Origin of the sequence: Shewanella sp. KT0246 (assembly GCF_019654955.1) — a bacterium.
In the GTDB taxonomy this organism is placed as follows: Bacteria; Pseudomonadota; Gammaproteobacteria; order Enterobacterales; family Shewanellaceae; genus Shewanella; species Shewanella goraebulensis.
On the sequence record NZ_BPEV01000018.1, the window covers coordinates 41913 to 54108 of the forward strand.

The window sequence follows — 12196 nt, forward strand, 5'->3', positions numbered from 1 at the left end:
AAGGGAGCCTTCCGATAAGGCTCCCTTTTTATTGTAAATTACCTAAGATTAATTTTGGTAAACAGTAGCGGTATTGAAGTCACCCGTTTGCGAGACATTAATCATACCGTTATCACCAGTTTGTGCACCAATCACTAAGTTATCGTTACCCATTTGAGATATGGTCAAGTTATTGCTGTAACCTTCAACCAAGAAGTAACCATCGTCACCACCAATCCAGTTTCCAGTACCTTCTTGAACGATATCAATGGCATGTTCATCACCAAATGACGCTACGTCTGTCAGGTTAAATTCACCGTCTTGAGCTATATCAATGACTTGAGCAATACCGACATTAGTTAGCGTTGCTTCATTATCTGAACCAATTTGCTCCATTGATACTTCATTTTCAAAACCGAAGGTGTCAACATATGCCAAATTGGTTTCACCAGATTGTTCCACCGTAACCATGTTCTGATCTAACTCCACGAACACAGCAGCTTCGTTATTCATACCTTCAGAGCTAATAGTCACTTCATTATCAAAACCATACGTACCTGATGCAACATAGTTAGACTCACCATCTTGTAGCACTGTTACTAAGTTTCCGTCACCAATAGTTTCGAACTCAGTCAGATTTGAAATACCAGATTGGTCAATATCGATGATATTGTCGTTTCCTGATATTACCGCCACGTTAGTATCACCGACTTGGTTATCTGTGCCATCTTGGTAAATAAATACTTGGTTATTATCCCCAGTTGCGAACTCAATCACTGCACCATTCAAATCGCCGGTCTGGTCAATAACAATATCATTGTTAGATCCTGTAAGGCTTGCTACAACACCAGTATTGGCAAAACCATTCTGGTTAATTTCAAAACTATTGTCATTACCATTTACACCGATGACTGCACCAAAATTATCATCGCCTATTTGATCAACGAATAAGCTATTGCCATCACCAACATTGGCAGTACCACCAGAAGCGACAAGTCCAGCTTGGTTATTATTGCCATCTTGAGTAATGACCCCTTCATTACCATTACCTTCAACACGGAAAACTGCCAAGTTAGCACCTCCATATTGAGTGGTTTGGGTCAGGTTATCATTACCTACATGTTGGATAATGCTATTGTTCTGAGCGCCATCCTGTAAAGTATCTGCGATATTATTATTACCAATAGCTGTGGTTTCGCTAGTATTCCAAAAACCTGACTGATCAACAGTGATTTGGTTATCGTTACCTTCAATACCGACATTCGAAATATGCCAGTCATCTACTTGGTTAGTCGTTACAAAGTTTCCATCACCTTCTGAAGTAATATATGACTCTTGCCAATCACCTAACTGGGTCACTTCGGCAATTTGATCATTACCAATTTGAGTGACTTCTGCTACATGGCGTGTACCTGATTGAGAAACAAGTGCGTCTTGTCCTACACCAGTCTGTTCAACAGTTGTTTGGTTATTAACAGCAGCGATTACCGCAGCTGACTTTTCAGTTGATGCTGCTTCAGGAAGTGAAAACCCTGTAGCAGAAACGGGTAAGGCTAGACTGGCTGTTATGGCAAGAGAAATTAAAGATAATTTTGTTTGCGACTTCATTTGACGCTCCCTGTTTAAATATTGAGTGACTTATTCGCTCGTACAGTCATCTCTTCAATGATTAAATTCACTTTCAGTAAACACTCATCAATTCGGCTGAAGATATCAACCAATAATTGACGAGTGGAATAAGCGAACATTAAGTAATCTTGCCACTAACTTTTTACTAATAAGACATAGCTAGGGCATTAATCATCAAGAAGTAAACCTAAGTAAGCTTAAAACTAATGCTTTGGTTAGGTTTGAGTGAGATCGATACTCTTGATTTTATTAAACCGCATCCTTTAGCTTATTTAGGCAAGTTACACGATTAACTTACGGATTGAGGTCTGATAGCTCAATCGGAAGAATGGCTACTTTTTAGAAGAAAATAAACAACAGAACTTTCGTATTAGTTAGTTTCAACCTTTTGATTTAATGCGTTTTTATTAAGTTTTGATGGTGCGGTGGTAAATTGCCTACACTAATAGGATTAGTAGTTTATTACTATTTAGCTTCTGACCACTATTATTCTGATTTGAATATGACAACAATCAAATGGCTACAACATTTCCGGATTTCACTTTGTGGAAAACCAGCTCGCTTTCAAGCAAATGGATACGCTACCAGTGTTGAAGTACCGGTTCTGGGAATTAATAATGGAATATAGGAAGCCAGAAAATGATCAAGAAAATGTCTCCAATTGCAATTGCAATTGCCTCAGTAATGGCGATGAATGTCGCTCCTGCTATCGCAAAAAACAAAGTAGAATATAAGCAAGATCAACTGCTTGTTGTTTATAAAGACAATGTCACTAAGTTTGAGAAACTCTCAGCTCAGCGTCTAGTGAGTGGTACCTTAACGGACAAAAATTTAGACGGTGTTGATGATAAATTTCAGCACTTGTTGTCTGGTAGATTAGCAAGATTACAGCTCAAAAATGGCAGTGATATTGATGCTGCAATTAAGATAATCAGTCAGCATCCAGCTGTTAAATATGCAGAACCAAACTATACATACAGAGCATTAGGAATGCCCGACGATCCTAGTTTTGTTGAATTATGGGGGTTACATAATACCGGTCAATCAGCAGGCACTGCAGGTGCTGATATTGACGCTGTTGCAGCTTGGGATATCACCACTGGTAGCGATAATGTTGTCATTGGTGTTATCGATACAGGTGTTGATTACAACCACCCTGACCTTGTTAGCAACATGTGGGTTAACCCTGGAGAAATTGCAGGAAACGGCATTGATGATGATGCTAATGGTGTTATTGATGATATCCATGGTTATAACCCTATAACTGGCAGCGGTGATCCTATGGATGGCAATGGTCATGGTACCCACGTTGCCGGAACAATTGGTGCTACAGGTAACAATGGTGTCGGTGTTGTAGGTGTTAACTGGGATGTGACCATGATTGGTTGTAAATTCTTGTCAGACAGCGGCACTGGTACCACTGAAGATGCGATTGCATGTATCGATTATTTCACCAACCTTAAAATTAATCATGGTGTTGATGTTAAAGCGACCAATAACTCATGGGGTGGCGGTGGATTTAGCCAAGCGTTAAAAGACTCAATAGAATCTGCTGGCGATCAAGGTATTCTCTTTGTTGCTGCTGCAGGTAACGATGCCATTGATAATGATGTTAACCCACACTACCCATCAAGTTACGAGTCAGACGTCGTACTCTCTATCGCAAGTACAGATAGAAACGATAACATGTCTAGTTTCTCACAGTGGGGCTTAACAAGTGTGGATATGGGCGCACCAGGCAGCTCAATTCTGTCAACATTCCCTAATGATTCATATGGCACGATTTCGGGTACCTCAATGGCAACCCCTCATGTAACTGGTGCAGCAGCATTAGTTTGGTCTGTTGAGCCAGATATTACTGCTGTGGATATGAAACAGTTACTGATGACTTCAGGTGATGTTAACGGTGATCTAACTGGATTGACGGTTGCAGGAACAAGATTGAATGTTGCAAATGCTATTGCTGCTGCAGATCCGGACCCTTCGTTTAAGCTATCAGTGACACCAGGCTCACAATCGGTTGAAGCGGGTAGTGCAGTAAGTTATGACTTCTCTGTAGGTAGCATTGCTGGTTGGGACGATCAAGTTAGCTTAACTGTGGCTTCATCACCAGCACTTGACGGTGTGAGTTTATCAACCAATAGTGCTATGGCTGGTGACGACTTTACCTTAGATGTTGCTACGTTAGATGATGCAGCTTGGGGCGATTATGTGATTACCGTTTCTGCAGACGATGGTGTAACAGTTAAAGATAAAGCTGTTGCGCTAACGGTTTACCCTGCAGGGCTAACTGACTTTAGTTATGGTAATGATACACCTGTAGATATCACTGATAATACCTTAATCACAAGCACAATTGAGATTGCTGACCCAGTACAAATTTTTGATTTGGCTGTTAGTGTCGACATTACTCATACATGGATTGGTGATTTAGTCGTTAGCTTGACCTCACCGGATGGAACAGAAGTTGTTTTGCATGATCGTGAAGGTGGAAGCGCGGACGATATCGTTAAAACTTGGAGTTTATCTGATTTCGATGGTGAGATTGCAGCAGGTATTTGGACATTATCTGTTTCAGATAATGTCGGCGGTGATACTGGTTCACTTAATAGTTGGGGATTAGATATTTCTGCACTAGGTGAAGCAGCTCCTGCAGCACCTGTGGCTGGGTTTGACTATGATGTTGACGGACTGATGGTCACATTTACAAACACCAGTTCTGATATTAATGACGATATTGTTAGTTATGCTTGGGACTTTGGTGATGGCAGTACGGCAACAGATGAGTCGCCAGCTTATATGTACGCAACTGGTGGCACTTATAATGTGTCGTTGTTAGTGACTGATGCAGAAGGTCAAACCGATACCGTATCTATGGATATCGAAGTGTTTGAGTATTCAATTGATGCAGCGGTGACTCGTACCATGAAATCGCGTCGAGGCAGTGCTCTGGTTGATTTAACCTGGAGCGGTGCAGTCGGTGATGATGTGGCAATTTACCGTGATGATGTCATGGTTGCTACAACGCCGAATGATGGTCGATATCGTGATCGCTTTACTAATGCACCTGCAGAAGTAACGTATAAAATCTGTGAGACAGCAACAAGCTTATGTTCAGATCCTATCGTTGCCGCTTTTTAACGGTTATTAGATTGTAATCTTAATTAAGTAAAAAAGGGATGGCTTGCCATCCCTTTTATTATGTTCAAACTTTATTGGTAAATGCTTTGATATTAAAAGGCTAATCAGTAGACTAAAGATAATTTTATACTATGGATGGATGTCATGAGCATTTGGTTTAGAGAAGTTACATTAGAAGATTGTGCCAAAATGGATGTCGGGATGCATGGAAAAGGCACCTTAATGAAAACATTAGGCATAAAAGTGACCGAAATTGGTGATGACTATATGGTGGCAACCATGCCTGCAGATCCATCTGTTCATAATCCTCTGGGCATTGTTCATGGTGGTGCTAATGTTGCTTTAGCTGAAACCGTAGCCAGTTATGCTGCAAATTTTGTCGTCGACTTTGAACATTTTTATTGTGTAGGCCAAGAAATTAACGCGAACCATTTAAAAGCGTCGCGAAAAGGCGAGTTAATTGCCACTACAAAACCAGTACATATTGGTAAACGAAGTTCGGTATGGGAAGTGTTGATAACTAATAGTGCTGGTGAGTTATGTTGTATTTCAAGAATGACTGCAGCAGTGGTTGCGCGTAAAGCTGTTTCATAATGCTAATTGTCTTAGCATGAGACTGTGTAAGCCGCCAAAATTAACTACACTGATGGTATAACGCTTTTTAGAAGGATATATGAATGGAAGCTGCAACAATTTGGGAATGGGTAGGTTATCTTGCTTCGGTAGTGGTAGCAATTTCATTAATGATGTCCAATATTAAAAAACTTCGCTGGTGGAACTTAATTGGTGCTGCTTTGTTTGTAGCGTATGGCCTTGCTATTGGAGCCATTCCAGTCGCATTAGTTAATTTCTTTATTGTACTGATTGATATTTACTACCTTGTGAAACTTTATAAAGAGCCTGAATCTCCACCTAGCTAAAGCTCTTCTTAGTTAGTATCTATTTAGCTTAATTTTCAAACTTAGCTTATATGTATAAGAGTGGTTAGCCTTAGTGTCGGTGAGCTGCTCTTTTTATTTGCAACAAGTAGTTTGAATGGCTTGGTATTTATTCAATATCCAATATCTCGTCAGTGTGCGTTTTGCTTTTCTTTTTTTATCTTAAAATTTAAATCCTTCCTTTTAAAATAAAACCTATTAATTTACTAGATAACTTACAAGTTTTTCCTCATAAATTCAGTGACCAACAGCCAACAGCCAACAGCCAACAGCCAACAGCCAACAGCCAACAGCCAACAGCCAACAGCTAATATCCAATAGCCAACTGCTAATGTTGAATCGTTAATTTAGATTGTTATTATCTGTTTTAATCGTTTTTAATGGTTTTTGTGTTTGGCTATTATTGATTTATCGAAATATGAATGAGCCAGGAGAGAGCATTATGGCTACCATCCACGATTTAATTGAACTGTGGTTACAGGATCACTAAAAGGAATAAATTATGAGTCAGTCACAATATCTAACGAGTCAAAATGGTGCACCTATCGCAGATGATCAAAATTCATTATCTGCGGGGGAGAGAGGTCCTTTACTACTTCAAGATTGGCATTTAATTGAAAAACTTGCTCATTTTAATCGCGAAAGAATACCTGAGCGTATCGTACATGCTAAAGGTACTGGTGTTTACGGTAAGTTCACTTTAACTAAAGATCTTAGCGACTATACAATTGCAGAACACTTTAATGGGGTTGGCAAAGAAACTGAAACTTTCATTCGTTTCTCGACAGTTGGCGGCGAAATGGGATCGGCTGATGCAGAGCGTGACCCTCGAGGGTTTGGCTTACGTTTTTATACTAAGCAAGGTAACCACGATATTGTAGGTAACAATACCCCAACTTTCTTTTTAAGAGACGGTATTAAGTTCCCAGATTTTATTCATACTCAAAAGCGTAATCCGCAAACCAATTTAAAAGATCCTCAAGCAATGTGGGATTTCTGGTCACTTAATCCAGAAGCCATGCATCAGGTTACTATTTTAATGTCAGACCGTGGTATTCCAGCTAACTATCGCCAAATGCATGGCTATGGTTCGCATACTTTTTCTTTCTGGAATGCTAAAGGCGAGCGTTTTTGGGTTAAGTTTCATTTTAAATCACAGCAAGGTGTGGTGAACTTAACTGGTGAGCAAGCTGATGTGCTAAAAGGGATTGATCCTGATTCATCACAGCGTGATATGGTTGCAGCAATTGCTGATAAAAACTTCCCGAAATGGACTGTCAATGTTCAAATTATGCCGGAAGCAGAAGCCAACACTTATGCTATTAACCCATTTGATCTAACCAAAGTTTGGCCTCATTCAGATTACCCACTAATTGAAATCGGTGAGCTTGAATTAAACCGTATGCCGGAAAACTACTTTGCGGAAGTTGAGCAGGTTGCATTAGCGCCAAGTAACTTTGTGCCAGGTGTTGGCGCATCGCCAGACAAAATGCTGCAAGCACGTTTATTTTCATATGCAGATGCTCAGCGTTACCGTATTGGCACTAATTACAATCAACTGCCAGTTAACTGCCCACATGCTGCTAAAGCTAACCATCATCAGCGTGCAGGAGCGATGGCTGGCACTCAATGTCCATACAATGGTAGTCAAACAGGTGCTGACTCAAGTACAAACTATGGCCCAAATACTGTCGATGGCGGCCTTAAAGATACGAGTCAATTTGCTGAGCCACCGCTAAGACTAGACGGTGAAGCGGATAGATACAGCCGTTATGACCAAGATGACTATACTCAAGCGGGTAACCTTTACCGCATCTTCAGCGAAGAAGAGAAACAACGTTTAGTTGAAACGATTGCAGGTACACTTAGCCAAGTGACTGCTGATGTTCAGCAAAAAATGGTTGCTCATTTCAGCCAAGCTGATGCTGACTACGGCCAAAGAATTAAAGCGCTTTTAGAAGCTTGACTATCAAAAAGCGTATTACAACCCGTTAAGATTGATGAAAGCGATGTGAAGCAAGTTTAGCTCGCTTGAGCAATTTAAAAGTTAACAATACGATAAAATAAAAGGAAGGCAGATGCCTTCCTTTTTTGTGTTTGTTATTTCGATTATTGAATAGGTATTTGTTACATGACGAGCGAGGCTTATTGTTCTAAACAATAAGCTTTAAAAGTAGATGAAAGTTGAAAAACTTATACCAAGACTTGGTTTAACACTCTTTGCCAGTTGCCACCTAAGAAGCGGTCTCGATCGCTCGATTTATAGCGGGCTTTTGCTAAAGCATCATCAATACGGCTCATTCTATCTATATGATTAAGCTCAGGAATAACCACATGCTGCGGTAGGGTTTCAAAACCTAATACATTCTTTGCTGCTAGGCTTTGCCACCACTCATGGTATTGTTTCACGCCTTCGGCATTATTATTGTCTAACGCTAAAAGGTTTTCTTGGCCTCTTAGAGGGTAATCGTTGGCAATTGCTACGGCGTTAACGCCACCAATTCTTGCGACTCTATCAAGTTGACGCACATAGTCCTCTATTGTTGGAACTGGTTCATTAGTGAGCCAAAAGCTCATCATGAATACACCAAATACACCTCCAGTATCGGCAATCGCACGAATAACTTCATCTGGTGAGCAGCGAGCATTATTCACAATAGAGCGCACAGCGCCATGGCTTTGCACTATCGGCATGTTGCTAACTTTAGCTGTATCAAGCGCCGTTTGCGGACTTGAGTGGCTAACATCAATCAGAATGTTACGTTGATTGAGGGCATTTATAAGTTGATGGCCATCGGCGGTAAGTGGCTTATTTAACCCTTGGGTTCCGTCATTATCTAATGCGCCGCCGGCAAAACGGTTTCCGTAATGATGAGTAAGTTGCAGTACGCGAAGCCCGTGCTGATGGAATTCATTTAGATGTTGCCAATGTTCACCTTCTCCTTTTAGGCTATCGCCTTCAAAAGTGTCCTCTTCAACACAATCCGCACCTTGGATTTGAAAGTAAACGGCAGTGCGCTGCTCTTCGCGAGCAACGGCAATATCGCGACCACTTAAGCCTTGCATTAAAATCGTTGGGTTATCACTAACGATTTTTTGTGCCTTTTTAATGCTGGCGATACAAGCTTTGTAACTACGTTTGTAATTGGTTGTACCATCTGCTTGGGTAATGGCTTCAATATCAGAGATATCGCAAATGTAGGCATCAAGTTTTGATGCGCGAACATCTGCGAGGTTTTCTGGTAAGAAACTTAATCCATCAATATAGAGACGTGATTTAGGTTTTGCCATGGCTGATGAGGCGTATAGCGGGCAAAGAATACTGGCAGCGGCAATGCCTTTTAATAATTGTCGGCGGCTTTGGTTACAAGCGCTAGGTGTCATATGGTTTCCTTTTTAGACGCTTGTAATCAATGTTGCATGATTATGCTGCGGCAAATTGCTTTATAGCATTGGCTAGTGCGGTTAACCCATTGGTACGAGATGGACTGAGTTGACCACTTAATCCTAATTGCTGGAAATAATGATCTAAATCGAAATTGGCAATCTCAGTCGTGGTCTTTCCATGGGTTGCATTTAGCAGTATAGCAATAAGACCCTTAACTATACGTGAATCGCTGTCGGCACAAAAAAAGTGCTGTGACTCAACTTGGTGGTGATATAGCCAGGCTTGGCTTTCACAACCTTTTACTTGAGCCGTTTCTACTTTATAGGCTTCTGCTAAGGGTGCAAGCACTTTACCTATCAACATGATCTGACGGTATTTATCTTGCCAGTTTTTAGCTTGTTCAATGGTGGTAACGGCATCTGATATTTTTTCACTTAATGGTGAAAAGTAACTATTGTCAGGTTGCAGTGTTTCAGATTGAGACGTGATGTTTTGACTCAAGAGTCACCTCTAAAAAATGGGCTAATTACAATGGCGAGTCATTCAATGTTTTAGAATGATTGTTTCACTTACTATAAATGGACCTATGTTACAGCTAGTCTGCCAGACAGCTTACAGTTATCGCAGCTACTCTTATAAAGGGTGCTTATAACAGTAACTCTTTCACATTACGCAGTGCAGTTATAAATTGGTCAATATCCTGCTTATTATTGTAAATGCCGATAGATGCACGGCAGCAGCCTTTAATCGCAAGTTGTTGCATTAACGGCATCGCACAATGATGCCCGCATCTAACTGCAATACCTTGCTGATCGAGCAAAATACCGACGTCTTGATGATGCTCACTGCTAACGTTAAATGCTACTACGCCGCAATTATGTTTATTGGCACCATAAAGCCTAATGTCACCTAATTGGATGAGCTGCTGCTGTAAATATGTTAGCAGTGATTGTTCGTGTTGCCTGACTTGTTCTTTTGGCAAGGCATTGATGAAACTGATGGCAGCACCTAATCCAATAACTGCAGAAATTGCGGGCGTTCCCGCTTCTAACTTATTCGGCAAATCGCCAAATTCAGTGCCTGCAAAACTGACGGTTTTGATCATCTCGCCACCCGTTAGCATAGGCGCTAATTGATCGAGTTGATCAAACCGACCATAAAGAATACCAACACCAGTAGGCCCATACATTTTATGGCCTGAAAATACGTAAAAGTCACAATCAATTGCTTGGACATCAATGTCAAAGTGGGCGATCGCTTGAGCGCCATCAACAAGGGTAATCGCCCCAGCAGATTTTGCTTTTTGTACTAGTATTTCAACGTCATTTACTGTGCCTAATGCATTAGTTACATGGCTAAAAGCAACTAACTTCGGGCTTAATTTCAGTAATTCATCAAATGCAGCATGATCGATAGATAACTCATCATTGAGGGGGATTGGCTTAATTATAGCGCCAGTTTTTTTAGCGAGTTGTTGCCAAGGAACAATATTGGCATGGTGCGCCGCGTTATCGACTAAAATGATGTCATTGGCGTTAACTTGCTGACTAATACCATAAGCCACCATATTGATGGACTCAGTGGTGCCGTGAGTAAAAATGACTTCATCGAGTCTCGCGCTGTTGATAAACCCTTGTACTTGTTCGCGTACCTTTTCGTAATTTAGCGTTGCTCGGGCTGAAAGCTGATGGGCTGCTCGGTGAACATTGGCATTATCAAGTTGATAATAGTGGTTCATGGCATCAATGACTGATTGCGGTTTTTGACTGGTGGCGGCGGTATCCAAGTAACACAGAGGTTGGTCTTCCAACTGCTGGGCTAATGTAGGAAATTGGGCTCTGATCGCATCATGTTCAAAGGCTATAGTCATTAAAGGCTCATTATCGACGAAGTGTTTTATTGATTAAGTATGGCTAGATAGTTAACTCAAAAAGAAAGCGCCACGATCTTCATAGAAAGTGACGCTTATTGCAAGCATACATTTGCTTTTACTTGTTTGCCTTATGGGCAGGGAATGCGATATAGATTGGATAATTGGTTTATTCGCTCAAGTAACTCTGGTGATAAGCTGACATTTAAGCTATCGATATTCTCTTTTAATTGCTCAAGGTTTGTGGCGCCTATGATGTTTGAAGCGACAAAGCCTCTTGAGTTAACAAAAGCTAACGACATTTGCGCAGGGCTCAAATTAAATTCACGAGCCAAATTGACGTAAGCTTGAGTGGCTTCAAGCGCCATTGGAGTTGCGTTATAACGGGCAAAGCGTTTAAACAGCGTTAATCGCGCCGCTTCTGGCCATTGATCGTTTTCATATTTACCAGTGAGCACGCCAAATGCCAGTGGTGAATAAGCCAGTAATGGTAGCTCTTCACGGTGACTGATTTCAGACATGCCTAATTCATAGCTACGGTTAAGTAAGTTATAGGGATTTTGCACACTGATGATTCGGGGTAAATCGTGTTTCTCTGCTAATCGCAGATATTGCATTAAGCCCCATGGGGTTTCGTTAGAAACGCCGATATAACGGACTTTACCTTGGCGAATGACTTCAGCGAGTGCTTCTAGGGTTTCTAAAATAGGCGTTTGGTGTTCATCCTCTATATGATCATAAAGAAACTCACCAAAATAATTGCAGTGTCTGTCAGGCCAGTGTAATTGATACAAGTCGATGGTATCGACCTGCAAGCGTTCTAATGAGGCATCAACTGCTTGGTGAATATTAACCCAATCGAGTGCCATGTTAGGGCGAATAAAATCACTTTTAGGTCCAGCTGCAGAGACTTTGGTAGCGATGACTAAATTATCACGGTTATCACGCTGAGAAAGGTAGTTACCAATAATGCGTTCAGTCTCACCCTGTTTTTCAGCATTAGGTGGCACGGGATACATTTCAGCAGTATCGATAAAATTAACACCGCGACCGATGGCGTAATCCATTTGCTCAAATGCTTCACGCTGGGAGTTTTGTTCTCCCCATGTCATGGTACCTAAACAAATCTTACTCACATCAAGGCTAGAATGGGGTATGCGTTGATATTCCATTTAATTCTCCTATGGAATGCAGTTACTTTGAAGTTAACAATCTTTATTCATAAAACAAAGCGACTTATTTCCATCATCG

10 protein-coding genes are annotated in these 12196 nt (G+C 41.0%); 4 read left to right on the forward strand and 6 right to left on the reverse strand.

The annotated features are described in order from the left end of the window. Positions 1-48: 48 nt before the first annotated feature. Positions 49-1587, reverse strand: coding sequence for a curlin (locus K5Q58_RS10605; RefSeq protein WP_220753902.1), 1539 nt, complete (start codon positions 1585-1587; stop codon positions 49-51). A 14-nt stretch (positions 1588-1601) separates the two neighbouring features. Next, positions 1602-1727, reverse strand: a complete 126-nt coding sequence (locus K5Q58_RS21145) for a hypothetical protein (protein ID WP_259651315.1) — start codon at positions 1725-1727, stop codon at positions 1602-1604. 520 nt (positions 1728-2247) lie between these two features. Here K5Q58_RS21145 and K5Q58_RS10610 point away from each other — a divergent pair. From K5Q58_RS10610 to katB, 4 genes are all read left to right on the forward strand, one after another. After that, positions 2248-4749, forward strand: a complete 2502-nt coding sequence (locus K5Q58_RS10610) for a S8 family serine peptidase (RefSeq protein ID WP_220753903.1) — start codon at positions 2248-2250, stop codon at positions 4747-4749. Positions 4750-4893: 144 nt separating this feature from the next. Then, positions 4894-5343, forward strand: a complete 450-nt coding sequence (locus K5Q58_RS10615; RefSeq protein ID WP_220753904.1) for a PaaI family thioesterase — start codon at positions 4894-4896, stop codon at positions 5341-5343. 83 nt (positions 5344-5426) lie between these two features. Next, positions 5427-5669: a YgjV family protein gene (locus K5Q58_RS10620; protein WP_220753905.1), complete on the forward strand. Its 243-nt coding sequence runs from the start codon at positions 5427-5429 to the stop codon at positions 5667-5669. 520 nt (positions 5670-6189) lie between these two features. After that, entirely contained in the window at positions 6190-7653 is a 1464-nt protein-coding gene (katB, locus tag K5Q58_RS10625; protein ID WP_220753906.1) for a catalase KatB, read from the forward strand. A 227-nt stretch (positions 7654-7880) separates the two neighbouring features. Here the strand turns inward: katB and K5Q58_RS10630 are convergent, their stop codons facing one another. The 4 genes from K5Q58_RS10630 to K5Q58_RS10645 form a co-directional block, all read right to left on the reverse strand. Beyond that, on the reverse strand, positions 7881-9071 hold the full coding sequence (locus K5Q58_RS10630) for a membrane dipeptidase (RefSeq protein WP_220753907.1): 1191 nt from the start codon (positions 9069-9071) through the stop codon (positions 7881-7883). Positions 9072-9111: 40 nt separating this feature from the next. Further along, a complete protein-coding gene (locus K5Q58_RS10635) occupies positions 9112-9576 on the reverse strand; it encodes a SufE family protein (RefSeq protein WP_374758495.1) in 465 nt (154 codons plus the stop codon). A gap of 145 nt (positions 9577-9721) precedes the next feature. Next, on the reverse strand, positions 9722-10945 hold the full coding sequence (locus tag K5Q58_RS10640) for a cysteine desulfurase (protein WP_220753908.1): 1224 nt from the start codon (positions 10943-10945) through the stop codon (positions 9722-9724). A 131-nt stretch (positions 10946-11076) separates the two neighbouring features. Continuing rightward, complete coding sequence (locus tag K5Q58_RS10645) at positions 11077-12117, reverse strand: NADP(H)-dependent aldo-keto reductase (protein ID WP_220753909.1); 1041 nt, start codon at positions 12115-12117, stop codon at positions 11077-11079. Positions 12118-12196 lie beyond the last annotated feature (79 nt).